The sequence below is a fragment of the Nocardia sp. 149-1B genome, assembly GCF_057747975.1.
On sequence record NZ_CM173233.1, the window covers coordinates 87,110 to 112,169 of the forward strand.

22 protein-coding genes are annotated in these 25,060 nt (G+C 74.0%); 14 read left to right on the forward strand and 8 right to left on the reverse strand.

Features of this window, described 5'->3' with window-relative positions; translation table 11 throughout:
* Positions 1–33 precede the first annotated feature (33 nt).
* A complete protein-coding gene (locus AC3ANS_RS00395) occupies positions 34–1,563 on the forward strand; it encodes an amidohydrolase (protein WP_488294203.1) in 1,530 nt (509 codons plus the stop codon).
* Here the strand turns inward: AC3ANS_RS00395 and AC3ANS_RS00400 are convergent.
* Complete coding sequence (locus tag AC3ANS_RS00400) at positions 1,556–2,446, reverse strand: SGNH/GDSL hydrolase family protein (protein WP_488294204.1); 891 nt, start codon at positions 2,444–2,446, stop codon at positions 1,556–1,558. The genes AC3ANS_RS00395 and AC3ANS_RS00400 overlap by 8 nt on opposite strands.
* Before the next feature lie 35 nt (positions 2,447–2,481).
* Here AC3ANS_RS00400 and AC3ANS_RS00405 point away from each other — a divergent pair, with 35 nt between their 5' ends.
* A complete protein-coding gene (locus AC3ANS_RS00405; protein WP_488294205.1) occupies positions 2,482–3,459 on the forward strand; it encodes a cation diffusion facilitator family transporter in 978 nt (325 codons plus the stop codon).
* 8 nt (positions 3,460–3,467) lie between these two features.
* On the opposite strand, the gene AC3ANS_RS00410 is transcribed toward AC3ANS_RS00405, so the two are convergent.
* Both AC3ANS_RS00410 and AC3ANS_RS00415 read right to left on the reverse strand, forming a co-directional pair.
* Positions 3,468–4,124, reverse strand: coding sequence for a response regulator transcription factor (locus AC3ANS_RS00410; RefSeq protein ID WP_488296569.1), 657 nt, complete (start codon positions 4,122–4,124; stop codon positions 3,468–3,470).
* Entirely contained in the window at positions 4,121–5,377 is a 1,257-nt protein-coding gene (locus AC3ANS_RS00415) for a sensor histidine kinase (protein WP_488294206.1), read from the reverse strand. Before AC3ANS_RS00415 ends, AC3ANS_RS00410 begins: the two co-directional genes overlap by 4 nt.
* Positions 5,378–5,485: 108 nt before the next feature.
* Between AC3ANS_RS00415 and AC3ANS_RS00420 the strand changes: the two genes are divergently transcribed.
* Positions 5,486–6,247, forward strand: coding sequence for an ABC transporter ATP-binding protein (locus AC3ANS_RS00420; RefSeq protein WP_488294207.1), 762 nt, complete (start codon positions 5,486–5,488; stop codon positions 6,245–6,247).
* A complete protein-coding gene (locus AC3ANS_RS00425; protein WP_488294208.1) occupies positions 6,244–8,118 on the forward strand; it encodes an FtsX-like permease family protein in 1,875 nt (624 codons plus the stop codon). The genes AC3ANS_RS00420 and AC3ANS_RS00425 overlap by 4 nt, the downstream gene beginning before the upstream one ends.
* A gap of 31 nt (positions 8,119–8,149) precedes the next feature.
* On the opposite strand, the gene AC3ANS_RS00430 is transcribed toward AC3ANS_RS00425, so the two are convergent.
* Genes AC3ANS_RS00430 through AC3ANS_RS00450 form a run of 5 tightly spaced genes read right to left on the reverse strand, consistent with a single transcriptional unit; the run spans position 8,150 to position 15,348 of the window.
* Entirely contained in the window at positions 8,150–9,955 is a 1,806-nt protein-coding gene (locus AC3ANS_RS00430) for an ABC transporter ATP-binding protein (protein ID WP_488294209.1), read from the reverse strand.
* A complete protein-coding gene (locus tag AC3ANS_RS00435; protein ID WP_488294210.1) occupies positions 9,952–10,815 on the reverse strand; it encodes an ABC transporter permease in 864 nt (287 codons plus the stop codon). Before AC3ANS_RS00435 ends, AC3ANS_RS00430 begins: the two co-directional genes overlap by 4 nt.
* Positions 10,812–11,771 carry an ABC transporter permease gene (locus tag AC3ANS_RS00440; RefSeq protein WP_488294211.1) on the reverse strand — a complete coding sequence of 320 codons (960 nt, stop codon included), beginning with the start codon at positions 11,769–11,771 and terminating at the stop codon, positions 10,812–10,814. The genes AC3ANS_RS00435 and AC3ANS_RS00440 overlap by 4 nt, the downstream gene beginning before the upstream one ends.
* Positions 11,772–11,773: 2 nt before the next feature.
* Positions 11,774–13,720: a S9 family peptidase gene (locus AC3ANS_RS00445; RefSeq protein WP_488294212.1), complete on the reverse strand. Its 1,947-nt coding sequence runs from the start codon at positions 13,718–13,720 to the stop codon at positions 11,774–11,776.
* On the reverse strand, positions 13,717–15,348 hold the full coding sequence (locus AC3ANS_RS00450; RefSeq protein WP_488294213.1) for an ABC transporter substrate-binding protein: 1,632 nt from the start codon (positions 15,346–15,348) through the stop codon (positions 13,717–13,719). Before AC3ANS_RS00450 ends, AC3ANS_RS00445 begins: the two co-directional genes overlap by 4 nt.
* 68 nt (positions 15,349–15,416) lie before the next feature.
* Here AC3ANS_RS00450 and AC3ANS_RS00455 point away from each other — a divergent pair, with 68 nt between their 5' ends.
* The 10 genes from AC3ANS_RS00455 to AC3ANS_RS00500 all read left to right on the forward strand — a co-directional run bounded on the left by AC3ANS_RS00455 (position 15,417) and on the right by AC3ANS_RS00500 (position 25,059).
* Positions 15,417–15,785 carry a glutaredoxin domain-containing protein gene (locus AC3ANS_RS00455; RefSeq protein WP_488294214.1) on the forward strand — a complete coding sequence of 123 codons (369 nt, stop codon included), beginning with the start codon at positions 15,417–15,419 and terminating at the stop codon, positions 15,783–15,785.
* Positions 15,786–15,840: 55 nt separating this feature from the next.
* Positions 15,841–16,446, forward strand: a complete 606-nt coding sequence (locus tag AC3ANS_RS00460; RefSeq protein WP_488294215.1) for a helix-turn-helix domain-containing protein — start codon at positions 15,841–15,843, stop codon at positions 16,444–16,446.
* A gap of 133 nt (positions 16,447–16,579) precedes the next feature.
* Positions 16,580–17,713, forward strand: coding sequence for an ROK family transcriptional regulator (locus AC3ANS_RS00465; RefSeq protein WP_488294216.1), 1,134 nt, complete (start codon positions 16,580–16,582; stop codon positions 17,711–17,713).
* Between the two features lie 129 nt (positions 17,714–17,842).
* On the forward strand, positions 17,843–19,135 hold the full coding sequence (locus tag AC3ANS_RS00470; RefSeq protein ID WP_488294217.1) for an extracellular solute-binding protein: 1,293 nt from the start codon (positions 17,843–17,845) through the stop codon (positions 19,133–19,135).
* 128 nt (positions 19,136–19,263) lie between these two features.
* Positions 19,264–20,175, forward strand: coding sequence for a carbohydrate ABC transporter permease (locus AC3ANS_RS00475; RefSeq protein WP_488294218.1), 912 nt, complete (start codon positions 19,264–19,266; stop codon positions 20,173–20,175).
* A 1-nt stretch (position 20,176) separates the two neighbouring features.
* Positions 20,177–21,016 carry a carbohydrate ABC transporter permease gene (locus tag AC3ANS_RS00480; RefSeq protein WP_488294219.1) on the forward strand — a complete coding sequence of 280 codons (840 nt, stop codon included), beginning with the start codon at positions 20,177–20,179 and terminating at the stop codon, positions 21,014–21,016.
* Positions 21,013–22,416: a glycoside hydrolase family 3 protein gene (locus AC3ANS_RS00485; protein ID WP_488294220.1), complete on the forward strand. Its 1,404-nt coding sequence runs from the start codon at positions 21,013–21,015 to the stop codon at positions 22,414–22,416. Before AC3ANS_RS00480 ends, AC3ANS_RS00485 begins: the two co-directional genes overlap by 4 nt.
* Positions 22,404–23,321: an ROK family protein gene (locus tag AC3ANS_RS00490; RefSeq protein WP_488294221.1), complete on the forward strand. Its 918-nt coding sequence runs from the start codon at positions 22,404–22,406 to the stop codon at positions 23,319–23,321. Before AC3ANS_RS00485 ends, AC3ANS_RS00490 begins: the two co-directional genes overlap by 13 nt.
* On the forward strand, positions 23,321–24,274 hold the full coding sequence (locus tag AC3ANS_RS00495) for an N-acetylglucosamine-6-phosphate deacetylase (protein ID WP_488294222.1): 954 nt from the start codon (positions 23,321–23,323) through the stop codon (positions 24,272–24,274). The genes AC3ANS_RS00490 and AC3ANS_RS00495 overlap by 1 nt, the downstream gene beginning before the upstream one ends.
* On the forward strand, positions 24,274–25,059 hold the full coding sequence (locus tag AC3ANS_RS00500; RefSeq protein WP_488294223.1) for a glucosamine-6-phosphate deaminase: 786 nt from the start codon (positions 24,274–24,276) through the stop codon (positions 25,057–25,059). The genes AC3ANS_RS00495 and AC3ANS_RS00500 overlap by 1 nt, the downstream gene beginning before the upstream one ends.
* Position 25,060: the final 1 nt, after the last annotated feature.

The window sequence follows — 25,060 nt, forward strand, 5'->3', positions numbered from 1 at the left end:
CCGGGCGGGTCAACGTGGCTTAGCGTTCGGAGCGTGAGGAGCATCCTGATCCGCAACGCCCGGCTGGTTCCGATCGGCATCGATGATCAGGTGCCGGACGGACCCGTGGACGTGGTCGTCGAGCACGGCACCGTCACGGCGGTCGGGCCGGGCGCCGACCGGCCGGACGGCGCCGAGGTCATCGACGCCCAGGGCCGGTGGGTGATCCCGGGCCTGTGGGACCAGCACGTGCACCTGGGGCAGTGGACGCTCGCCTCCCAGCGGCTCGACCTGGCCGGTGCGCGCTCCCCGGAGGACGCCACCCGGGCGGTGGCGGAGCGGATCGCGGCGTACCCCGACCTGCCCGTGATCGGCTGGGGCCACCGCTCCGCCGGGTGGGACCGCGAGGTCACGGTCTCCGAGCTCGACGCGGTCTCTGGGAGCACCCCGGTGGTGCTGATCAGCGGCGACGGCCACCACGCCTGGCTCAACACCACCGCGCTCATGCACCTCGCGATGCCGGTGCGCGACTCCGTGGTCCGTGAGACCGAGTGGTTCGCGGCCTACCCCCGGCTCGTCACGCTGGTCGGCAACGACGGCACCTCGCCGGAGGCCTACCGGCGCACGCTCGACGCCGCGGCCGCGCAGGGCGTGGTCGGCATGGTCGACCTGGAGTTCGGCGGCGGCCGCGAGGAGTGGGCCGAGCGCTGGGCGCAGGGCTGCGACCGCCTGCGGATCCGGTGGGGCACGTACGCCGACACCCTCGACGACGTGATCGCCGCCGGGCTGCGCACCGGGGACACGCTCCCGGGCTGCGACGACCGCGCCACGATGGGACCGCTGAAGATCATCAGCGACGGCTCGCTGAACACCCGCACCGCCTGGTGCTGTGAGCCCTACGGCGACGCCCACCGGCTGGAGTACCCCGCCGGCCAGCCCAACCTCGACGGGGCCGCGCTGCGCGACCTGCTCGCGCGTGCCCATGCCGGCGGTCTCGAGGTCGCCACCCACGCGATCGGCGACGCGGCCGTGGCCGAGGCGCTGTCGTCGTACGCCGACACCGGCGCCCGCGGCTCGATCGAGCATGCCCAGCTGGCGCGTCGCGAGGACGTGCGCCGGATGGCCCGGCTCGGCATCCGCGCCAGCGTGCAGCCCGCGCACCTGCTCGACGACCGCGACCTCACCGAGCGGATCTGGGGCGAGCGGTCCGAGCGCTGCTTCGCGTTCCGGTGGATGCTCGAGGACGGCGTGGAGCTGGTGCTCGGCTCGGATGCGCCTGTCTCACCGTTGGATCCCTGGCTTGCGATGGCCGCGGCCGTGCACCGCAGCGCCGACGACCGCGACCCTTGGCACGCCGAGCAGGCGCTGACCGTCCGCGAGGCGCTGGCCGCGTCGGTCGACGGCCAGTCCACCGTGGGGCCGGGATCGCGCGGTGACCTGGTGCTGCTCGACCGGGACCCGCTGCTGCGCGACCTCGCCGCCGACGACACCGGCGACCTGGGTGCCGCGCTGCGCGAGATGGGCTCCGCCCTGACCGTCGTCGACGGACGGGTCGTGCACCGTTCGGCGGAGCTGACTACCTGAGCTGGGCCAGCACCGCGTCGGCGACCGCACGCTGCTCGGCTGCCAGCGGGTGGTAGGCCAGCGCGACCGAGGCCGAGGTGATCCGGCCGTTGATCCACGGATCGGCCGCGCAGATGTCGTGACCCGCGCTGAGGCCCCACAGGTCGACGTACTCGGCCCCGGTGTCCTGGGCGCCGGCCCGGACGGCGTCGTTGAGGCCCTGGGTGACCGACTCGGCGAACGCGTAGTCACCGGCCGCGAGCGGCAACAGGTCGCAGGTGCCCGAGGCCGGGACGATGTGCGGGTAGCCGACGACGAGCACGCGGGCGTCCGGTGCCCGCTCCCGCACGGCCCGCACGACCCCGGCGACGTTGCCGTGGATCCGCAGCAACGACTCCTGGAGGTCGTCGGCGTCGAACGAGTCACGGCACGGTGATCCCGTCGGGTCGCTCTGGGCGAGCTGCATGCATTGCCCGAGGATGCCGGCGAACAGGTGCTCGTCGTTGCCCCCGAGCCCGATCGTCACCAGGTCGGTGTCGCGGTGGACCGCGTCGATCTGCGGGGGCACGGTGCCGCCGCCCTGGCCGGCCTGGGGGGTGGTGACGTTGGCGGTCTGGGCGCCGCTGCAGCTGACGTCGGTGAGCTCGGTGCCCGGCATCGCCTGGGCCACCAGCGCGGGGTAGTTGACCCCGGAGCGCAGGCAGATCGAGGTGACGTCGGTCGGCGGGACCAGCGGTGCCGCGGTGTAGGAGTCACCCAGCGCGACGTACCGGTGGTAGCCGGTCGGCGCCGCCGTCGGCGAGCCCGTCGTCCGCGCGGGGGCGGCGACCGGGTCGTCGTCACCGCCCGCGCACCCGGTGAGCAGGCAGGCGCCCAGGACGAGCAGCAGGAGCACGGGACGCATGGCTCGACCGTACGTCGATGGGGTACTCCTGAGGCATGGCGACCCCCACCTCACCGGAGCAGCCCAGCGGCGACCAGAGCGGCGACCAGTCCGGCGAGTCCCTGCTCACCGTCCTGATCGCGCTCGGCGCCAACGGGCTGCTCGCGATCGCGAAGTCGGTGGCGGCAGCGGCGACCGGGTCGGCGTCGATGGTGGCCGAGGCCGCGCACTCCTGGGCCGACACAGGCAACGAGGTTTTCCTGCTGGTCGCCGAGCGTGCCGGCGGCCGCCCCCGCGACGACGAGCATCCGCGCGGCTACGGGCGGTCGACGTACATCTGGTCGCTCGTTGCAGCGTTCGGGCTCTTCTCTGCGGGCGCGGTGGTGTCGGTCTGGCACGGCATCACCGAGCTCACGGCCGAGGAGGTGGAGCCGAGCTACACGATCAACTACGTGGTGCTGGGCATCTCGTTCCTGCTCGAGGGGGTGTCGTTCGCGCAGGCGAACCGGCAGGTGCACGGAGCCGCGGAGCGGCTCGGGCTGCGCCCGTTGCGCTACGTCGCGCGCACCTCGAACCCCACCCTGCGTGCGGTGTTCTTCGAGGACTTCGCCGCACTGCTCGGGATCCTCTTCGCCGCGGCAGGCATCGCCCTGCACCAGCTCACCGGCAACGCCGTGTTCGATGCGGTCGGGTCGATCGCGGTCGGGGTGCTGCTGGCGTTCGTGGCGGTGTTCCTGATGCGACGCAACATGGAGTACCTCCTGGGTGAGGGGCTCAGCCCCGAGATGCGCTCGCAGGTCATCGAGCAGCTGCTGGCGCACCCGCAGATCGACCGGATCACCTACCTGCACGTGGAGTACGTCGGGCCGCAGCGGCTGTTCGTGGTCGCCGCGGTCGACCTCACGGGCGACGACCGCGAGGGCGACCTCGCCGTACGCCTGCGCGACCTGGAGGCCGACCTCGAGCGCAACCCGATGATCGAGGACCTGATCCTCACCCTCGCCCCACCCGACGAGCCGTCGCTGACCCCCTGAGACGCAGGTCAGCCCCGGAGGTAGGCCAGGACCGCGGAGACCCGGCGGTCGGAGGCGGGGTCGAGCCGGAGCTTGGCGAAGATGTTGCCGACGTGCTTGCGTACGGCGGCCTCGCTGACGACCAGCTGCGCGGCGATCGACCCGTTGGTGCGGCCCTCGGCCATCAGCGCCAGCACCTCCCGCTCGCGCTCGGTCAGGGCCGCGAGCCGGCCGTCGTCGTGGCGCCGGCCGAGGAGCTGGCGCACGACCTGGGGGTCGACCACGGTCTCCCCGTCGGCGACCCGGCCCACGCTGTCGAGGAACTCCCGCACGTGCCCGACCCGGTCCTTGAGCAGGTAGCCCACCCCGCCGCCCGGTCCGCCGTCGGGCGTGGTGGTGTCGAGCAGCTCGGACACGTACGCCTCGGCGACGTACGCCGACAGCACCATCACCGCGGTCCCCGGGTGCTCCGCACGGATCCGCGCCGCCGCGCGCAGGCCCTCGTCGGTGTGGGTGGGCGGCATCCGGATGTCGGTGACCACCAGGTCCGGGTGGGCGTGGGCGACGTGCGCGAGCAGCGCCTCGGCGTCGCCGACGGCGGCGACCACCTCGTGGCCGGCGCGCTCGAGGATCGCGACCAGGCCCTCGCGCAGCAGCGCGGCGTCCTCGGCGAGCACGATCCTCAGACTGCGCACGGGCACTCCATCCGCACCTCGGTCGGCCCGCCCGCCGGGCTCGTGACGCGCAGCTGCCCGCCCAGCGCCTCGAGCCGCAGCGCCAGGCCCGCGAGCCCGCTGCCCGCGGCCCGGTCGACCCGCGCCCCGCCCGCACCGTCGTCGACCACGCTGAGCACCAGCGCGTCACCCTGCCGCCACGCGTGCACCTGGGCGCGCCGGGCCCCGGAGTGGCGGGCGATGTTGGTCAACGCCTCGCTGACGACGAAGTACGCCGCGGCCTCGACCGGCGCAGGCAGCCGCTGTCCGTCGAGCCGGATGTCGACGCTCACCGGCACCACCGAGCGGTCGGCGACCTCGTGCACGGCCGCGGTCAGCCCGTGGTCGGCGAGCACCCGCGGATGGATGCCGCGCACGGTGCCGCGCAGGTCGTCGAGCGCCTCCTCGGCCTGGCGGTGCGCGGCCCGGACCAGGTCGAGCCCGGGCCCGTCGGGCACGTCCAGCTCGGCGCGGCCCAGCGTCATGGTGAGCGCGACCAGCCGCTGCTGGACCCCGTCGTGCAGGTCCCGCTCGATCCGGCGCCGCTCGGTCTCGAACGCGTCGACCAGCTCGACCCGCGACTGCCGCAGGTCGGTGACCGCCGCAGCCAGCTGGGCCTCGCGGGGGTCGAGCAGCAGCCGCGTCAGCGCGGCCTGGGCGACCGCCACGACGGAGACGGCGTACGCCGACACCGCGAGCACGACGATCCCGATCGCCACCGCGACCCACGCCTCGGGCCCCGGGTCGACTCGCCAGCCGAACAGCTGCATCCGGTCGACCTCGGTCAGCCACGGCGCGAGCAGCAGCGTGACCGGCACCGTCACGCAGAACAGCAGCACCACCAGGTCGACCACCCACAGCAGCGCGCCGAGCAGTACCGCGTAGCCCACCTCGGACCACGACACCGGCAGCCGGCGCCCGGCAGTGAGCCGCTCACGCAGGCTCATCCCCGAGACCGACGGGCCCTGCACCAGCGCGAGCCGCCGGCGCTCGACCACGCCGATCAGCCCGGTCACCACCGGCACGCTCGCGAGCACCACGACCCCGACGACGATCACCAGTGTCAGCGCGCCGACGAGCACCGTGCAGAACAGCACGGTGAGGGTCGCCAGGCCCATCGGCACCGAGGTCAGCACGTAGGCCAGCGACCGCCACGGCCAGGCGGACCCGAGGAACCGCCACGGCTTGCCCCGCAGCGCGCTCCACGCATCGGGCACCCGGCTCATGCCTCCGACCCTAGGGCTGGCAGCGGTCCAGCGGGGTAGCGCGTGCGCTACCTGCGGTGTCGCGCACGGGCCAGCGACGCCGGCCCCGATCGGCGGTTGCCTGGAGGCATGACCACGACCACCGTCCCGCTGACCACCGCACCCAACCCGGTCGCCGTCGCGCTCGACGGCATCACCCGCGTCTACCGGTCCCGCGCCGGCGACGTCCACGCGCTGCGCGGCATCACCCACACGTTCGCCCGCGGCAGCTTCACCGCGGTGATGGGGCCCTCCGGCTCCGGGAAGTCGACGCTGCTCCAGGTCGCGGCCGGCCTCGACCGGCCGACGGCGGGCGAGGTCGCCGTCGGCGGTCTGCCGCTCGGTCGCCTCAAGGAGACCGCGCTGACGCGGCTGCGGCGTACGTCGATGGCGTTCGTGTTCCAGTCCTACAACCTGCTCGACGCGTTGAGCGCCTTCGACAACGTCGCGCTGCCGGCGCGGCTCGCCGGCCGCCGGGTCGAGCGCCGCGAGGTGATGGCCGCCCTGCGGCAGGTCGGTCTCGAGGACCGGGCGCGGCGCCGGCCGCCGGAGCTGTCCGGCGGCCAGCAGCAGCGGGTGGCGATCGCGCGGGCACTGTACGCGCGCCCCGAGGTGCTGTTCGCCGACGAGCCCACCGGCGCGCTCGACCGGGCCTCGGGGCGCCAGGTGCTCGAGCTGCTGCGGGCGGCGGCCGACGAGCAGGGTCAGACCGTGGTGATGGTGACCCACGACCCGCTGGCGGCGTCGTACGCGCACAGCGTGCTGTTCCTCGCCGACGGCATGGTCGTGGGCCGCCTCGACCGCGCGGACGCCACCCGGATCGCGGAGACGATGAGCGAGCTCGAGCGATGATGCTGCGGATCAGCGCCCAGACCGTGCGGCGCTCCTGGCAGCCGTACGCCGGCGCGTTCGTCGCCCTGGCGTGTGGCGTGGTCCTGATCGCGCTCGCGGTCACCACGGCCGCCGCCGTCGACACGACCGGCCGCGCGGCCGGGGTGACGCCGGAGGAGCGCACCCAGCTCGCCGACCTCGCCTCGATGATCGGGATCATGTCGGCGGTGTCGCTGTTCATGGCGATGTTCGTGGTCGCGAGCACGTTCGGCTTCGTCGTGGCCGCCCGCCGGCAGGAGCTCGCGATGCTGCGGCTGGTCGGCGCGACGCCCCGGCAGGTGCGGCTGATGGTGCTCGGGGAGTCGACGGCCGTCGCGCTGCTCGCGAGCGTCGCCGGCTGCCTGGTCGCGACCGCCCTGGCGCCGGCGTTCGTCGCGCTGCTGCGCGCCCGGGGCGTGACCGACGTCGCCCTGCAGCTGCCGGCCCCGTGGCTGGCCTGGGCGATCGCCGCCCCGTGCGGCGCCGGGGTCGCGCTGCTCGGCAGCTGGCGGGCCTCCAAGCGCGCCGCCAGGGTCTCTCCGGCAGCCGCCCTCCGGGAGACCGGGGTCGAGCGCCGGCGCCCGAGCCTCTGGCAGCTTCTCGTCGGCACGACCTGCCTGGCCGGCCCGGCGGTGGTCTTCGCGGTCGTCGACCAGATCAGCCCGCTGTTCGCGCTGGTGATGGCCGTGCTGCTGCCCGAGGTGCTCGTGGTGGGGCTGATCTGCTTCGGCGGCATCGTGTTCCCGCTGCTGGCGGGCCTGCTCGCCCGCCCGTTCGCCGGACGCGACGTGTCGGCCCGGCTGGCGCGCGACCACGTGCGTACGGCGGTGCGCGCGCCGGCCGCGCTCGCGGCGCCGATCCTGGCGATCTCCGCGATCGCGGGCTCGATGATCCTCGCGCTGAGCTTCACCGCCGACTGGACGACCGCGATGGACCGGGCCCAGCTCCGGACGCCCGTCGTGGTGGAGACCGGCGGTGACGAGGCGGTCGTCGACCGGCTCACCTCCGACCCGCGGGTCGGGCTGGCCGACGTACGCACCACGGTCGAGGTCGGCCTCGGCCCGGACGCCGAGCGCGAGCCCGTGGAGGTCGTCGACCTGTCGGCCATCGTGGCGGCCCGGGGGCTGACCGCGGTGCACGGTGACCTCGACGGGCTCGCTCGGGGCGACACGGTGGCGGTCACCGAGACCTACGCGCTCGACGAGGGCAAGCACGTCGGTGACCGCGTGCGGCTGCGGGTCGGCGGGCACGACCTGCGGCCGCGCGTGGTGGCGGTGGTCCGTGATGCCCCCGACCTGTACGCCGACGTCCTGGTGCCGCGGGTGCTCGTTGTGGACCTGCTCGACGACGCGACGACCGACCTGGTGTTCGTGGAGCCGGGCGCGGCCGACGTCGCCGCGCTGCTCGCCGGGACCGGTGCCCGGGTCCTCACCGCAGCCGCGTGGATCGACGAGGTCGACGCCCAGACGCGCGCGGGCAACGAGCTCGGGCTCTGGGTGCTGCTCGGCCCCTCGGGGCTCTACGCCGGCATCGCGATCGTGAACGCCGTGCTGATCGGGGTGTCCCAGCGGCGGCGGCAGTTCCGCACGATCGCGCTGCTCGGCGCGACCGACACCCAGCTGCGCCGGATGGCGCTGTGGGAGGCCGGGCTGGTCGGAGCGGCCGCGCTGCTGGTGGGTGGGGCGATCACGGTGTTCGTCGGCTGCCTGGTGCGGTACGCCACGACCCGCGACGTACCCGACGTGGCGATGACCGTCCCGGTGCTGCCGCTCGTCGCGATCCTGCTCACGTGCGTCGCCCTCGCCCTGGTCGCGGCCCTGGCCGGGTCACGCCGGGTGGTCCCGCGGACCTGAGCCACGGCGTACCCCACGGGCCCCAGCGCTGTCAGCAGCCGAACCCCGCAGCCTCCTCCAGCCACCCCGGGTCATCACGGGGCACCGCGGCGAGCAGGGCGCGGGTGTAGTCGTGCTGGGGGTGGTCGAGCACCTGGCCGGTGGGGCCGGACTCGACGCACCGGCCCGAGCGCAGCACGTAGGTCCGCTGGGTGACCTGCCGGACGACCGCGAGGTCGTGGGTGACGAACAGCATCGCCATCCCGAGGTCGCGGACCAGCCCGCCGAGCAGGTCGAGCACCTGGGCCTGGACCGACACGTCGAGCGCCGAGACCGACTCGTCGCACACGAGCAGAGCGGGCTGGGGTGCCAGCGCCCGCGCGATCGCCACCCGCTGCCGCTCGCCACCCGACAGCGCCGCGGGCCGCCGGCGGGCATGGGCGGCGGTGAGCCCGACCAGCTCGAGCAGGGCGGCGACCTCCGCTGGGCCACTGGGCCGGCCGAGGGCGCGCAGCGCGTCGGCCAGGGTGGCGCCGACGCTGCGCACCGGGTTGAGGCTGGAGTACGGGTCCTGGAAGACCATCTGCACCGCGCCCCGCAGCCGCGCCGTCTCGCCGGAGGAGAGCTCGGCCCAGGACGAGAACGACGTGCCGGCGAGCTCGATGCGGCCTGCGGAGGCCGTCTCGAGGCCGACCACGCAGCGCGCGAGCGTGGTCTTGCCCGACCCCGACTCGCCGACCAGGCCGACGCTCTCGCCGGCGGCGACCACGAGGTCGACCTCGTCGAGCGCCGGTGCCGGTGCGCCGTGGAACCGCTTGGTCAGGCCGGTCACCCGCAACAGTGGGTCGGCGCCCGGCGCCGGATCCGGTACGCCGGCGCCCGAGACGAGCCCGTCGCGCGGTGCCCGGAGCGGACCCAGGTCGGCCACCCGTACGCAGGCGCTGGCATGCCCGGGTGCGACCTCCGCCAGCGGCGGCCGACCCTCCCGGCACACCGGCGCCACGTGCGCGCAGCGGTCGGCGAACGGGCAGCGGCCGGTGACGGTGTCGTGCGCGGGGACCGAACCCGGTGGCGCGGGCAGGGAGGCCAGGCGGGCGTCCACAGGGGGCTCGGCGTCGAGCAGCGCGGCGGTGTACGGGTGCCGCGGGTCGTCGCGCACCGCAGTGGCGGCGCCGGTCTCGAGCAGCCGGCCGGCGTAGAGCACCAGCACCCGGTCGCACAGCGAGAACGCGACCCGCAGGTCGTGGGTGATCAGCACGAAGCTCATCCCGCGGTCCTGCTGGATCCGGCGCACCAGCCGTAGGATCTCGCGCTGGGTCGTGACGTCGAGGGCCGTGGTCGGCTCGTCGGCGACCAGCACCTCTGGGTCGCCCACCAGTGCGGCCGCGATGCCCACGCGCTGCCGCATCCCGCCCGAGAGCTGGATCGGGTAGCGCCCGGCCACCGCCGGGTCGAGACCGACCTCGCTCAACCGCCGGGCGACCTCCTCGCGGCGGCGCCGGGCGTCTCGGCGTACGGCGCGGGGCAACCCGTCGGCGAGCTGTGCGCCGACGCGGCGCAACGGGTTGAGCATCGTGAACGGGTCCTGCATCAGCAGCGAGACCGAGCGACCGCGCAGCGGCCGGGCCCGGCCGGGCGAACCGTCGAGCACCGTGCCGGCGACCTCGACGTGTCCCTGCGCCGTCAGCCCCGGCGGCAGCAGGTCCAGCAGTGACCGTGCGGTCAGCGACTTGCCGGATCCGGACTCACCGACGATCGCGACCGACTCGCCGGGCTGCACCTGCAGGTCGACGCCGGAGAGCAGCACCCGTCCGGGCATCGACACCGACAGGTCGCGGACGTCCACCAGTGCGCTCATCGCGCCAGCCCCCGCTCGTCGAGCCTGCGGTGCAGCCAGTCCCCGAGCACGTTGACGGCCGCCGCGGTGAGGATGATCGCGAGCCCGGGCGCCACGGCCGCCCACGGGTTCGCGAGCAGCTGGCCGCGGTTGTCGGCCAGCGTGCGTCCCCAGTCGGGCGAGCCCGGGGCGACGCCGAGGCCGAGGAACGACAGCGAGGACAGCGAGACCAGCGCGAAGCCGAAGTTCAAGAACGCGTTGCCGAGGACCACCGGCGCGATGTTCGGCCAGATGTAGCGAAGCGCGACCGTGCGGCCCGGCAGGTTCGAGAGCGTCGCGGCCTCGACGTACGGGCGGTGCCGCTGCTCGAGCACCGCCGCCCGCACCACGCGGGTGTCGCCCGGCGAGAACAGCACCACCAGCGTGAGTACGGCGAGCAGGTAGCTCCCACCGGCGACACCGGTCACCACGATCGCGACCAGCAGGGCCGGCAGCGAGAACATCAGGTCGGTCCAGCGCATCGCGACCTGGTCCACCCAGCCGCCCCGGTAGCCGGCCGGCAGCCCCAGCAGGTGTCCCAGCAGCAACGAGCCCGCGGCGATCAGCAGCGCACCGAGCACGGCGGTCCGGGCGCCCGCGACCAGCAGCTGCAGCACGTCGCGGCCGAGGTCGTCGGTGCCGAGCAGGTGGCCACCGCTGGGGCGGGAGACGCCGAGCATCAGGTCCTGGTCGGTCGCGCCGGGCAGCAGCACCGGACCGAGCAGTGCGCAGCCGACCGCGAGGACGGCGATCACCGCGGCGAGCAGGACCACCGGGCCGGGCCAGCGCCGGGCCGAGCGTCGTGCGGGGGAGCCCGTCAGCGCGGGCAGTGGCTGGCTCATCCGCGCCTCCGCACCAACGAGACCCGGGGATCGGCGGCGGTGTAGGCCGCGTCGACGGCGAGGTTGACCAGCGCGATCAGCAGGGTGAGCAGCAGCGCCACGCCCTGCACGACCGGCACGTCCTTGAACGAGACCGCGTCCACGAGCAGCGAGCCGAGGCCGGGCAGCGCGAACACGACCTCGACCAGCACCGACCCGATCAGCGCCGAGGTCAGCACGAGCCCGGTGGCGGTGAGGATCGGTACGGCGCAGTTCCGCAGCGCGTAGCGCAGCACACGGGCCCGGCTCAGCCCCCGGGCGCGGGCGAACACCACGTAGTCCTGGTCGAGCTCGCGGACCAGTGCGGTGCGGGTGAACCGCACCAGGAGCCCGACGCCTGCCACCGCCAGGGCGAGCGCCGGCAGCGTGAGGTGCCAGAGCCGGTCGAGCCCGCCGCTGCCCGCGCCGTACACGGGGAACCAGTCGAGCTTGATCGCCAGCAGCGTGAGCAGCACCAGCCCGACGGCGAACGGCGGCGCGCTCAGCCCGGCGACGCTGAGCGTGACGATGCCCTGGTCGGTGGCCCGGCCGCGACGCAGCGCGGCGAGCACGCCGAGCGGCAGGCCGAGCAGGAGCGCCAGCACGGTCCCGAGCCCGGCGAGCTCGAGCGTGAGGCCGGCCCGGGCACTGATCGCGGTGTCGACGGGCTCACCAGAGCGGATCGAGGTGCCGAGGTTGCCCTGCACGGCGTCGGCGAGCCAGCGGCCGTACTGCACCAGCAACGGGTCGTCGAGGTGGTACTGCGCGCGCACCGCGGCCCGCGTCGTCTCGGTGGCCGGCCGGTTGCCGAGCAGCGTCTGCTCGACCGACCCGGGCGCGATGTAGAGCAGGCAGTAGATGCCGAAGGACAGTACGAGCAGCACGGCCACGGTCCCGGCCAGGCGGACACCCAGGAAGCGCAACCAGGCGCCGGCCATGCTCATCCCTCCCGGTCCAGCACACCGTGCGTGCGCAGCCAGTGCAGGACCCGCGCCGCCGCGTCCCGCCGGTGGGCGGGCTCGACCAGCTCGTGGCCCTCGCGCGGGTACGTCGCGAGCTGGGTCGGCACCCCGGCCCGGCTGAGCGCCCCGAACAGCTGCTCGGCCTGGGCCAGCGGGGTGATCCGGTCCTCCGCCCCGTGCAGGAACAGGGTAGGAGCGGCGCCGGAGTGGGTGAGGTAGAGGGGGGACCGGCGGGCCAGGGACTCCCGACCCGCGGCGGTCTTGAGGTTGCCGGCCGGGTGGTAGCAGGCGTCGTACCCGCCTCCGCCGATCACGCTCGTGGAGGCGAAGCCGAGCCAGTCGGTGACCCCGGACATCACGACCGCCGCCCGGAACCCGCCGCCGGCGACGGCCGCCAGTGCGGAGAGGTAGCCGCCGTAGCTCAGGCCCATCACCGCGGCCCGGCTGGGGTCGGCGATGGCGTGGTCGCCGAGCATCGCGACACCCGCCAGGACGTCGGCGAGGTCGCCGCCGCCCATGTCGCCGTTGACCAGGCGGGCGTAGCCCTGGCCGCGGCCGCTGCTGCCGCGCGGGTTGGGCATCAGCACCGCGGCGCCGGCCGCCGCCAACGGGAGCGCGAGGTGGTTGGACTCGGCGGGTGCGAACGCCGCCGACCACAGCCAGGTGGGGCCGCCGTGCAGGAGCACCACCAGCGGCAGCGGGCCGGGACGGTCGGTCGGCGCCATCAGCAGGCCGTGCACCTCGGTGCCATCGGGGGAGCGCCAGGTCAGTGCCTCGGTGGTGACGGCCGCGTCCCGCGACCTGACAGCGGCGTTGTGCGCGGTGAGCGTGGTGGTGCCGGGCGCACCGAGGCGCAGGGTGGTGATCTCGGGTGGGTGGCCGGGGGCGTCCCAGACGGCGTACGCCGTCTCCCCGTCGGGCGCGACGGCGAGCGAGGGCTGGGCCCCGGTGCCGTGGATCGTGGCGGCGTCCGTCCAGCGGGTGACGGCGGGTGGCGACGTCTCGAACGAGAGCCGGCCGACCTGGATGCCCAGGTCGTCCCACCCGGCGAACCACGCCGTCCCCTCGTCGATCCAGCCCAGGTCGGTGACGTCGTCGACGCCGGGCACGGTCTCCCTGTTGCCGGTCGCGAGGTCGACGACCTGCACCACGCCCGCCACGATCGACTGGCCCTCGAGCACGAGTGCGCGCTCGCCCGAGGGCGAGATCCGCGGGTGTGCGAGCTGGCCGGCCGCGTCGAGCAGGTGCTGGACCCGGGGCGGCGTCCCGGCCGGTCCGGCGAGGTCGACCAGCAGCAGCGAGGGCCGGTAGTAGCCCGCGGGGCGGGCCTCGCGGGATGCGACGACCACCGCCCGATCCTCACGCACGTCCAGGTCCCACACGGTCCAGCCGCCGAGGTCGAGGGTCATCGTGTCGAGGTGCGGGCCGTCCGCGTCCTCGCGCAGCACGACCCGCACCAGCCGCCGCAGCGGCGCGGCACCGGCGGTGCGCACCTCCGGCTCGGTCGGGGCACCCCCGACCCGCAGGCCCAGGTTCATCCCGTCCCGGTCGGAACCGGGGTCGGCCACCCGCAGCAGCACCGCGTCCGGTGCGGTCGCGACGACGTCCTCGATCGCGCCGGGGATCGTCGTCCGCGCGAGCGGCCGGCCGACGGCGTCGAGGACCGAGAGGTCCGTGGGCTCGCCGTGCTCGTCACGGTCGACGGTCCACAGCCTGGCGCCGTCGGTGGACCAGCAGACCGAGCTGATCTCGGCCTGCGTCCCACCGGCGGCGCCCACCTGCGCACTCGTCTCGGTGTCGAGCAGCCGGAGCGCGCGGTCGCCGGGGACGCCGACGTACGCGAGCCGCCGCCCGTCGGGGCTCAGGCAGAGCGAGGTCGGGTAGGCGAGCTCGATGAGCGCGTCGTGGAGGTCGGTGGCGGTCATGCCGAGCGCACGTTCTCCGCCCAGGCGCCACCGATGAAGAAGTACGGCCCGAAGCCGACCGGTTCGATGCTCCCGGAGAACGCGGTGGCCGTCTGTCCCCACCACAGCGGCTGGTAGGCCACGTCGGCCGCGGCCGCCACCAGGGCGCGCCCGAGCAGGTCGCCCCGCTCGGCCGGGTCGGTGGAGGCCACCTCCTGGTCGAGCAGGCCGCTGACCTCGTCGCTGCGGTACTCCGCGATGTTGGTGCCGCCCTTGGCGGCGTACGACGCGTTCAGCAGGAGCTGGACGTACTCCGCGGGGTCGCCGGTGGTCGGGAAGTACCAGCCCAGCGAGATGCCGGCCTGGTGCTTGCCCAGGTCCGCGATCCACTGCTCGAGCGTGACCTCCTTGACCGCCAGGTCGATGCCCAGGCCCTTGAGGTTCTCGGCGAGCGTGAGCAGCGCGCGCCCGATCAGCGGACCGCTGTTGGGGTAGGTGATCGTGTCGGAGAACCCGTCGGGGGCCGTCGACTCGGCCAGCAGCGAGGCGGCCGCGTCGAGGTCGAAGTCGACCTGCGGGATGCTCGCGTAGAGCTTCTCGACGGCCGCTTGGTCGAGCAGGCCGCCCCACTGTGCCTGGGTCGGGATCGTGAGCGCGACGTCGGCGTTGCCGCGCAGCACGCTGTCGACGATGCCCTGCCGGTCCACGCAGTGCGCGACCGCGGTGCGGACCTTCGGGTCCGACCACGGCGCGATCGAGGTGTTGAAGGCGAGGGTGACCAGCGAGTTGTCGGTGGCGGTCTCGACGTGGACCCCCTCGATCGCGGACCACTCGTCGATCTGGTTCGGCGGCACCGAGAGCGCCATGTCGACCGAGCCGTCGCGCATCGCCAGCAGCCGGGTGCTCTCGTCGGTGATGAAGTCCAGGCGCACGCTGGCGATCTCGACGTCGCCGCCCCACCAGTGCTCGTTGCGCTCGAGCAGCACGTGGGAGTCGGGGGCGAACTCGGTGACGACGTACGGCCCGGTGCCCAGCAGCAGTGCCTGGGGAGTGCCGACCTGGTCGCCGTTCTTCTCCAGGAAGGCGCGGCTGCTGACCTGGAGCGTGCCGGGACTGGGCACCCAGGCGAAGCTGGAGGTCGGTGCCGAGAGCGTGAACGTGATCTCGTCGTCGGCGGTGGCCTTCGCGGTCTTCACCGGGGCGTAGGCGTAGGCGAGAGCGGACGTCGAGTCCTTCGCGGTGTTGGCCTCGATCGAGGCGAGCACGTCGTCGGCGGTCAGCGCGCTGCCGTCGGAGAACGTCACGCCCGGACGCAGCTTGTAGACGTAGGTGAGGTCGTCGGGCTGGCTCCACGACGCGGCGAGCGCCGGCACCAGGGCGCCGTCGGGACCGACCGCCGTCAGCGACTCCAGGCACAGCAGCGCGACGACGTAGTTGATGATCCCGGCCTCACGGGTGACGTCCAGCGAGCTGATCGAGGACGGGAGCGCGACCGTGAGGCTGTCGAGCGACCCGGCCGCGCCGCTGCCACCGGCGGGCTTCTTGTCGTCGGGAGTGCACGCGGCGAGGGCGGGGGAGATCACCGCGATGCCCCCGGCCAGGCCGAGGACCTGCAGCAAGCGGCGGCGGGAGAACTGAGCGTCGGTCATGGGGACCACCTTGACGGAGTATTGTTTCGTGAGTGTTCCCGAATGGGAACGGACGATATACAGAACCCGTGAGCCCGTCAACGACCACCGAGGAGCTCTCGATGTCATCCACCGAGCCGCCGACCGAGCCGCCGACCCAGCCGCCGACTCCGCTGTCGACCCCGCCATCGAGTGGCCTGCCCGTCGTGTACTCCGCGACCTGGTGCGGTCACTGCACCCGCCTGAAGGGCCAGCTCGACCGGGCCGGCGTGGCCTACCGGGTCGTCGACGTGGACGAGGAGCCCGAGCACCTGCCGCGGCTGGCCGAGCTGAACGACGGGTCGTGGCTGATCCCGACCGTCGAGCTGCCCGATGGCAGGGCCCTGGTGAACCCACCGGCCGCGGCCGTCGTCGCGACGCTCGCCGCTGCGGGCTCCGGCTCGGCGTCGGACCACTGATCGGTGCCGCGCGGCCCTTCGGTGTGCCACCATCGGGCCCCACAGGAGGTGGGTCATGACCAGTCGCCACGAGCCGGTGCCCCTGGTGAGTGCCACCGGCCCGGGTCCCGACGAGGACGCCGCGCGTGACGCCGTCGCCGGGAACGTCCGGCGGCTGCGGCTCGCCCGCGGTCTCAGCCTGCGCGACCTCGCCGAGGCCACCGGATCGAGCAAGGCGCTGCTCTCGCAGCTCGAGCGCGGCCTGGCCAACCCCACGCTGAACGTCCTGCTCCGGGTGTCCGATGCCCTCGGCGTCACCCTGCAGGAGCTCGCCCGCAGCCCGTTGACCGCCCCCGAGCTGATCTCGGCCGACTGGGTCGATCCGGCCCGGCTCGACGAGGTCGCCGTACGCACGCTGTTCACGTCGTTCGAGCGCCGCCGCCTGGAGTTCTCCGAGGCCGCGCTCCCCGCCGGCCGGCACAGCTCCAAGGTCTCCCACGGGCGCGGGTCGGTGGAGTACGCCTACGTGCTCGACGGCGTGGTCACGATCGCCTCCCACGGCTGGTCGGTCGACCTGAGCCGGGGGGATGCCTTGCGCTTCTCCGCGGAGCACGACCACAGCTACCGCACCGGCGGCGAGCCGGCCCGGGTCCTCACCGTCGTGGCCTTCGCCGACGACTGAGGCGGCCCGAACGGCAGCCGCCGGAGTTCACCGGGTGTTGCGCCGCCGAACCGGGGCCCGAGACCGCATCGTTACCAACCGATTGGGCGGATCCTCTTGACGCTGAATATGTAAGTGCGCTGAACTAACAAACATGACGACGACGTCCCCGGTCGGGAGGCCCCTGCGGCCCCGCGGCAAGCTCCTCCAGGAGGACGCGCGGAGGCACCACCGTTCGCTGCTGATCCAGCAGCTGTTCCGCGAGGGTCCGGCCAGCCGGGCGGACCTGGCGCGGACCACCGGGCTCACCCGGGTCACGGTCTCCGACCTGGTCGGCGAGCTGGTGGGCGAGGGCCTCGTCGAGGAGCTCGGCGCCCCGGCCGAGGCGCGCGTGGGCAAGCCCCCGACGCTGGTCGGGCTGGCCGCCGACTCCACCCACATCGTCGCGCTCGACCTGTCCGCCGACGACCGGATGAGCGGCGCGGTCGTCAACCTCCTCGGCCAGGTGCAGGCCCGCCACGAGCTCCCGATCGACGGCGCCCAGGGCGATGCGGCGGTCGAGCTCGTGCACCGCCTCGCCTCGGAGCTGATCGCGATGACCGACCGCCCGGTGCTCGGCGTCGGCGTCGGCAGCCCCGGTGTCGTCGACGCCGGCGGCACGGTCATCGACGCACCCAACCTGGCCTGGACCGACACCCCCCTCTCGACCAGCCTCGCCCAGGCCCTCGGCCTGCCGGTCTTCGTCGCGAACGACGCCAACACCGCCGTGCTCGGAGAGCACACGTTCGGGCAGACCGGAGACGGCGGCCTCATGGTGCTGCGGGTCGGCATCGGCGTCGGCGCCGGGCTGGTCCTCGAGGGGGCGCTGCTCCACGGCCACCTCGGCGCCGCGGGCGAGATCGGGCACGTGACGGTCGACCCCGACGGCGACGTCTGCGCCTGCGGGCGGCGCGGCTGCTTGGAGACGATCCTGGCCGCACCGCGCCTGCGCCAGCGCCTGGCCCAGGCCGGCGCCGACCGGACCGCCGTGCTCACCGAGGTCGGCGAGCGGCTCGGCACCACCCTCGCCCCCGTCGTCGGCACCCTCAACATCCACGAGCTCGTGCTGAGCGGCCCCACCGAGCTGCTCGACGGGCCGCTGCGCGAGGCGGCCGACCGGGTGATCCGCGAGCGCACGATGCCGGTGAGCTCCGCGGGCCTGGCGGTCCGCACCTCCACCCTCGGGGACGACGTGGTGCTGGTGGGCGCCGCCGTCCTCGTCCTCTCGGGACAGCTGGGCGTGTCGTGAGCACGCCCGAGATCGCGTACGACGGGCCAACCGGGCCTGTCGACACCCAGGACCCGGCACTGCGCCGCACCTGGGCCAGTAACTCCGCCCGGTAGTCGGTCGGGGAACTCGCAAGAGAGGAACATTGCGGTGCGCATCAAGAAGACACTGGCCGGCGCAGCCCTGGCCACGTTGGCCCTCACCGCGCTGGTCGCGTGTGGGAGCGACAGCGACGGCGGCAGCACGAAGAGCGAGGGCGACGCCCCGAAGACCGCGGACATCCGGGTCTGGCTCAACGGCACCGACACCCCGCAGGAGGCGCGGGACTGGCTCAAGACGACGTTCGAGGACCAGAACCCCGGCTCCACGCTCACCATCGAGGAGCAGCAGTGGGACGGCCTGGTGGAGAAGCTGACCACCGCGCTCTCGAGCGAGTCCGAGACTCCTGACGTGGTCGAGATCGGCAACACCCAGGCCCCGACGTTCACCTCGGCCGGTGCGTTCGCCGACCTCACCGACCAGCTCGCCGGCCTCGGCGGCGACGACCTGCTGCCGGGCTTCGTCGACGGCGCGACCGTCGACGGCAAGACCTACGCTGTGCCCTACTACGCGGGCTCGAAGTACGTCTTCTACCGCACCGACCTGATGGACAAGGCCGGCCTCTCGGTCCCGACCACGATGTCGGAGTTCGTCGACACCGCGATCGCGCTGAAGAAGGCCAACCCCACCCCGGCGAACTTCTCCGGGTTCTGGCTGCCCGGCCAGGACTGGCGCAACGGCGTGGCGTTCGTCTGGGACGCAGGCGGCGACCTCGCGACCGACGACGGCGGCCAGTGGACCGGTGCCCTGGAGTCCCCGGAGTCCGTGGCCGGACTCCAGACCGTGCAGAAGCTGTTCCAGGACGCCTCGGGTGCCGCCAAGGACGGCAACGAGGCCGACCCGCAGACGCCGTTCTGCGCCGGTGAGGTCGGCATGATGTCGGCTCCCGGTTGGGTCATGGGCCTGCTCAATGACCCCAAGACCGGTTGCCCGGACCTGGCCAAGAAGGTCGGCGTGTTCGCGCTCCCCGGCTCCGACGGCCAGCCCGCGCCCGTGCTGCTCGGCGGCTCCGACATCGCCATCGCCGCGAAGTCGCAGAACCAGGACCTCGCCCAGAAGGCCGTCGCGCTGATGCTCAGCGACGACTACCAGACGATCATGGCCAAGAACGGCCTCACCCCGGCCAAGAACTCGCTGACCTCGCTGCTCGGCGACGACGCATTCGCCCAGGCCACGATCGCGGCCGCCTCCAACGCCAAGCTGACCCCGGCCGCGCCCGGCTGGGCCACCGTCGAGGGCTCCCGCGTCCTGGAGGACCTGTTCAGCGCGATCGCCCAGGGCGGGGACGTGGCAGAGCTCGCGGCCAAGGCCGACGAGCAGATGAACCCGCAGCTCAACGGCTGACGCACGACCGCACGTCACACACCCCGGCCGGGGCGGCGCTCTGCGTCGCCGCCCCGGCCGTGGCGTGCCCCTGCCAGGGTGGCCCCGACACCGTCGACCACCGACGAACCATCGAGAGGAGGAGACGAATGAGCACCACCGTCCGCCCGCCGCGGGCGCGCCGCAGCCCCCTGCCGTACGGCCTGCTGCTGCCGGCCCTGGCCGCCCTCCTCGTCGCCCTCGGCTACCCGCTGGCGCGCGAGATGGTCCTCGCGTTCCAGAAGTTCGGCCTCGCCCAGCAGTTCGGCAAGCCGCCGGAGTGGGTCGGGCTCTCCAACTTCCGCGAGCTGCTCACCGACCCGTACCTGTGGAAGGTCGCGCTGCGCTCACTGCTGTTCTGCCTCGTCAACGCGGTCGCCACGCTGGTCGCGGGCGTCGGTCTCGCGCTGCTCATGCGGCACATGTCCAAGCCGGTGCGGATCCTGCTGCAGACCGGCCTGCTGCTCGCCTGGGCGATGCCGGTGGTCGCCACGCTGACCGTGTGGGAGTGGCTCTTCGACACCCAGTACGGCGTGATCAACTGGCTGCTCACCCGGGGCGGCGTCGACTACACGGGCCACTCCTGGTTGCTCGACCCGATCTCCTTCTTCTTCGTCGCCACCGTGATCGTGGTGTGGATGAGCGTCCCGTTCGTGGCGTTCACGGTGTACGCCGCGCTCACCCAGGTCTCGGAGGACATGATCGAGGCCGCCGAGATCGACGGCGCCGGGCCCGCGCAGCGGCTGCGCGCGGTGATCCTGCCGAGCATCCGCCCGGTGCTGCTCGTGGTCGGCCTGCTCCAGGTGATCTGGGACCTGCGGGTGTTCACGCAGATCTACGTCCTCCAGCAGGCGGGCGGCAGCACCCGCGACACCAACCTGCTCGGCACCTACATCTACCGCCTCGGCATCGGCGGCGGTGACTTCGGCATGGCCGCCGCGGTGGCGATCTTCATGCTCGTGCTCACCGTGGTGCTGACGGCGCCGTACGTCTGGGCGATGCTGCGCCAGGAAGAAGACTGAGATGTCGCGCCCCACCCGCCGCCCGCTCCGGATCGCGGCGAACACCGTCGGGATCGTCGCGTTCCTGATGTGCGTGTTCCCGGTCTACTGGATGGTCAACAGCTCGCTGCTGCCGCGCAACAAGATCCGCAACCCCGACCCGACCTGGGTGCCGTTCGGTGGCACGTTCGACAACTACCGCACGGTGTTCCACGGCGGTCAGTTCCTCGACGCGCTGAAGATGAGCCTGATGGTGACGCTGCTGACGATCGCGGTCGCGCTGGCCTTCGCGTTCCTCGCCGCGGTCGCGGTGTCCCGCTTCAAGTTCCGCGGGCGCAAGTCGTTCATCGTGGCGCTGCTGGTGATCCAGATGATCCCGGTCGAGGGCCTGTTCATCTCCCAGTACAAGATGCTCGAGGGGATGAACCTCCTCAACACCGTGGCCGGCCTGAGCCTGGTCTACATCGCCTCCGTCCTGCCGTTCACGATCTGGACGCTGCGCGGCTTCGTCGCCGGGGTCCCGTTCGAGCTCGAGGAGGCCGCGATGATCGACGGGTGCTCGCGGGTGCAGGCGTTCTTCAGGGTCACGTTCCCGCTGCTCGCGCCCGGCCTGGTCGCCACCGGGGTGTTCGGGTTCATCCAGGCCTGGAACGAGTTCACGCTCGCGGTCGTCGTGATGACCCGCGAGGACAAGAAGACCCTGCCGCTGTGGCTGAGCGTGTTCACCGACCACAACCGCGGCACCGACTGGGGCGGCATCATGGCCGGCTCCACGCTGATCGCGATCCCCGTGGTGCTGTTCTTCCTGCTGGTCCAGGGCCGGATGGTCGCGGGCCTGACCTCCGGGGCGGTGAAGGGATGAGCGCCCTCCCCGAGAACCAGCAGAGCCTCGAGGAGCTCGCCCTGCGGGTCCTGCTGCCCGGGTTCCCCGGCACGACCCTCGCTCCGGACGTCGCGGAGCTGCTGCGTGACGGCCTGGGCGGCATCTGCCTGTTCGGCAGCAACACCGCCGCCGGCCCCGAGGCCCTCGCCGTGCTGACCACCGCGATCCACGCGGCCGCGCCGTACGCCGTCGTGGCGGTCGACGAGGAGGGCGGCGACGTCACCCGGCTGCACGCGACGGGCTCGAGCCCGGTGCTGGGACCCGGGGCGCTCGGCGCGGCCGGCGACCTCGCGCTGACGCGGGAGACCGGTGCCGTGGTCGGCAGCGAGCTCGCCGCGGCCGGCATCGACCTCGACCTCGGGCCGGTCGCCGACGTGAACTGCAACCCCGACAACCCGGTGATCGGCACCCGCAGCTTCGGCGCGGACGCCGGTCAGGTCGCGACGCACGTCGCGGCGTGGGTGGCCGGGCTGCAGGGTGCCGGCGTCGCGGCCTGCGCCAAGCACTTCCCGGGCCACGGCGACACCGCCCAGGACAGCCACCTCGCGCTGCCGACCGTGGACGTCGACCTCGACACGCTGCTGACCCGCGAGCTCGTGCCGTTCGAGGCGGCCGTCCGCGCCGGCGTCGCGTCGGTGATGACCTCCCACATCGTGGTGCCGGCACTCGACCCCGAGCTGCCGGCGACGCTGAGCCGCCCGGTGCTCGACGTGCTGCGTGGGCGGCTGGCGTACGACGGGGTCCTGGTCAGCGACGCGCTCGACATGGCCGGCGCCTCCGCGGGCCGGGGCATCCCCGAGGCCGCCGTGCTGTCGCTGGCCGCGGGGGCCGACCTGCTCTGCATCGGCGCCGAGAAGGACGCGGCGCTGGTGCGCGAGATCCAGGCCGCGATCGTGGCGGCCGTTCGCGACGGCCGGCTGGCCGAGGAACGGCTCGTGGAGGCGGTGGACCGGATCGCGCGCCTGCCGCGCGGCCACGGCCTCACCACGCCCGTCGACGAGGCCCGCCAGCTCGACGGTGCCCGGCGCGCGCTGCTCGTCGAGGGCGAGCTGCCCGACCTGCGCGGCGCCGAGATCCTCAGCGTCGCGACCACCGCGAACATCGCGGTGGGTGAGGTGCCCTGGGGGCTCGAGCCCGACCGGTTCGTGCGCCCGGGTGAGCCGCTCGGGACCGATCGGCCCGTCGTGCTGCAGGTGCGTGACGCGCACCGGCGCCCCGAGATCCGCCCCGATCAGCTGCGTGGCGCCGCCGTCGTGGTGGAGTGGGGGTGGCCGGGCCCGTACTCCGGGGGCGCACCCCGGATCTGTACCCGCGGCAGCTCCCGTCCGGGAGTCGCCGCCGTGACCGAGCTGCTGAGGAAGGCGGGGTGGGACCGGTGAACTCCGGGCTGTGCTTGGGGCTGGACATCGGCGCGACCAAGACCCTCGGGCTGGTGGTCGACGGCGAGGGCACGATCCTCGCCGAGGTCCGCCAGGCGACCGAGCCGGGTGCCGAGGGCGTGGTGCGTACGGCGGCCCAGGTCGTCGAGGCGCTCCGGGCCGCCATGGGCCCGGGCCTCACCGGCACCGTGGGCGTGGGCATCCCCGGCCTGGTCGACGTCCGGCGGGGCGCGGTCAAGCACGCGGTCAACCTGGGGGTCGACGGGGAGTGGCTGCCGCTGCGCGACCTGCTCGGGGAGCGGCTGGGGGTGCCGGTGGTCGTCGAGAACGACGTCAACGCCGCCACTCTCGGCGCGGTCGCGGTGAGCGGGGAGGACGACCTGGTCTACCTGAGCATCGGCACCGGCCTGGCCGCCGGGCTCGTGCTCGAGGGCCGGCTGCGCCGTGGCGACCACGGTGCCGCCGGCGAGATCGGGCACGTGCCGGTCGACCCGGCGGGCGCCCTGTGCCAGTGCGGCCAGCGCGGCTGCCTGGAGACCATCGCCTCCGGCTCGGCCCTCGCCGCGGCCTGGCCCTCCGCGGCCGACGTACCGCCCGCGCGGGCGCTGTTCACCGCAGCCGACGCCGGCGACCCCGCCGCGATCGCCGCGCGTGGTCGCTTCGCGGCCGGTGTGGCGAGCGCGATCCGGGTGCTGAGCCTCTCGGTCGACGCGCGCTCGATCGTGCTCGGGGGAGGCGTCGCCCAGCTGGGCGAGCCGCTCCGGGTCGCGGTCGCCGACGCGCTGCGCGAGCAGGCCACCACCTCGCCGTTCCTGGCCTCGCTCGACCTCGCGGGGCGGCTGCGCGTCGTGCCGGCCGACTATCCGGTCGCCGCGGTCGGCGCCGCGCTGCTGGGGAGGTCCTGATGAGCGTCGTCGTCTCCGGACTCGTCGATGCCCAGGTCAACGGCGCCGCCGGCATCGACCTGACCGCCGAGCCGCACCGGCTCTGGGAGGTGGCCGCCGCGCTCCCGGCGTACGGCGTCGTGGCGTTCGTCCCGACGATCATCACCTCCGACCCGGCCGCGCGTGACCAGGCGCTGAAGACCCTCGCTGCCGGGCCGCCCGCGGGCTGGTCGGGAGCCGAGCCGCTGGGGGTGCACTTCGAGGGCCCGATGATCGCCCCCACGCGCAGGGGCGCCCACCCCGGGCACTGGCTGCGGCCACCGTCGCTCGACCTCGTCGACGGCTGGTCGCGCGAGAGCGGTGTCGTGATCGCCACGATCGCCCCCGAGCTGCCCGGGGCCCTCGAGGTGATCGAGCGGCTGACCGCCCGCGGGATCGTCGTCTCCGTCGGCCACACCGCCGCGGGCGCCGCCGAGGTGGCTGCGGCTCTGGACGCGGGCGCCCGCTACCTGACCCACCTCGGCAACGCGATGCCACCGATGCAGGCCCGCGAGCCCGGGCCGGTGGGCACGGCGTTCGGTGGTCAGGTCGTCGCGGGCCTCATCGTGGACGGCCACCACCTCGACCCACTGTTCGTCCGCACCGCGTGGCGCGCCCTGGGCCCCGACCGGTTCCTGTCTGTCTCCGACACCACCGCCGCCCTCGGGATGCCCGACGGACCGACGCGCCTCGGCGACCAGCACGTGATCGTCGCCGCCGGCACCGTGCGGCTCGCCGACGGGACGCTGGCAGGATCGGCGGCGTCGCTGCTCGACTGCGTGCGGGTCCTGGTCGCCCAGGCCGGCTGCACCGTCGAGGAGGCGGTCGCCACCGCCACGACGACACCGCTGGAGCTGCTGGGCCTGCCGCCGCGCGAGGAGCGGATCCGGCTCACCGATGACCTGTACCTGGAATCCGACCTGGAGGAGGACTGATGGAGGTCGTGCCGCTCTCGACCGCCGAGGAGGTCGGCGCGGTCGCCGCCGACGCGATCGAGGCGCTGGTGCGTGCCCACCCCGAGGCCGTGCTGGGGCTGGCGACGGGCTCGAGCCCCCTGCCGGCGTACCAGGAGCTCGTCCGGCGCCACCGCGCCGGCGCCGGCCCGTCGTACGCCGGGGTGCGCGCGTTCCTGCTCGACGAGTACGTCGGTCTGCCCGCCGGTCACCCGCAGACCTATCGCGAGACGATCTTCCGCGAGCTCACCGACGCCCTCGGCATCGACCGGACCCGGGTCGCGAGCCCGGACCCGACACCGGAGGCGCTGCCGGCATCGGGCGCCCGTTACGAGGAGGCGATCCTCGCCGCGGGCGGGGTGGACCTCCAGGTGCTCGGCGTCGGTGCCGATGGCCATCTCGCGTTCAACGAGCCCGGTTCGTCGCTCGCCTCCACGACCCGCATCAAGACCCTGACCGCGCAGACCCGCGAGGACAACGCCCGCTTCTTCGACTCCGTCGACGAGGTGCCGCGGCACGTCCTCACGCAGGGGCTGGGCACGATCCTGCGCGCCCGCCACCTGCTGATGGTCGCGGCCGGTGCGGGCAAGGCCGCGGCCGTCGCGGCCGCGGTCGAGGGACCGCTCACCGCTTCCTGCCCGGCGTCGGTGCTGCAGCTGCACCCGCACGCCTCCGTGCTGCTCGACGCCGCCGCGGGGGGCGAGCTGGCTCGACGCGACTACTACCGCGAGGTGTGGGACTCCAAGCCGGACTGGCAGGGCCTCTGAG

Bases quoted from the DNA above. Each gene is read 5' to 3' on its own strand.
- AC3ANS_RS00400 (WP_488294204.1), bottom strand. From the start codon at position 2,446: ATGCGTCCCGTGCTCCTGCTGCTCGTCCTGGGCGCCTGCCTGCTCACC.
- AC3ANS_RS00405 (WP_488294205.1), top strand. From the start codon at position 2,482: ATGGCGACCCCCACCTCACCGGAGCAGCCCAGCGGCGACCAGAGCGGC.
- AC3ANS_RS00415 (WP_488294206.1), bottom strand. From the start codon at position 5,377: ATGAGCCGGGTGCCCGATGCGTGGAGCGCGCTGCGGGGCAAGCCGTGG.
- AC3ANS_RS00420 (WP_488294207.1), top strand. From the start codon at position 5,486: ATGACCACGACCACCGTCCCGCTGACCACCGCACCCAACCCGGTCGCC.
- AC3ANS_RS00425 (WP_488294208.1), top strand. From the start codon at position 6,244: ATGATGCTGCGGATCAGCGCCCAGACCGTGCGGCGCTCCTGGCAGCCG.
- AC3ANS_RS00430 (WP_488294209.1), bottom strand. From the start codon at position 9,955: ATGAGCGCACTGGTGGACGTCCGCGACCTGTCGGTGTCGATGCCCGGA.
- AC3ANS_RS00435 (WP_488294210.1), bottom strand. From the start codon at position 10,815: ATGAGCCAGCCACTGCCCGCGCTGACGGGCTCCCCCGCACGACGCTCG.
- AC3ANS_RS00440 (WP_488294211.1), bottom strand. From the start codon at position 11,771: ATGGCCGGCGCCTGGTTGCGCTTCCTGGGTGTCCGCCTGGCCGGGACC.
- AC3ANS_RS00445 (WP_488294212.1), bottom strand. From the start codon at position 13,720: ATGACCGCCACCGACCTCCACGACGCGCTCATCGAGCTCGCCTACCCG.
- AC3ANS_RS00450 (WP_488294213.1), bottom strand. From the start codon at position 15,348: ATGACCGACGCTCAGTTCTCCCGCCGCCGCTTGCTGCAGGTCCTCGGC.
- AC3ANS_RS00460 (WP_488294215.1), top strand. From the start codon at position 15,841: ATGACCAGTCGCCACGAGCCGGTGCCCCTGGTGAGTGCCACCGGCCCG.
- AC3ANS_RS00465 (WP_488294216.1), top strand. From the start codon at position 16,580: ATGACGACGACGTCCCCGGTCGGGAGGCCCCTGCGGCCCCGCGGCAAG.
- AC3ANS_RS00475 (WP_488294218.1), top strand. From the start codon at position 19,264: ATGAGCACCACCGTCCGCCCGCCGCGGGCGCGCCGCAGCCCCCTGCCG.
- AC3ANS_RS00480 (WP_488294219.1), top strand. From the start codon at position 20,177: ATGTCGCGCCCCACCCGCCGCCCGCTCCGGATCGCGGCGAACACCGTC.
- AC3ANS_RS00485 (WP_488294220.1), top strand. From the start codon at position 21,013: ATGAGCGCCCTCCCCGAGAACCAGCAGAGCCTCGAGGAGCTCGCCCTG.
- AC3ANS_RS00495 (WP_488294222.1), top strand. From the start codon at position 23,321: ATGAGCGTCGTCGTCTCCGGACTCGTCGATGCCCAGGTCAACGGCGCC.
- AC3ANS_RS00500 (WP_488294223.1), top strand. From the start codon at position 24,274: ATGGAGGTCGTGCCGCTCTCGACCGCCGAGGAGGTCGGCGCGGTCGCC.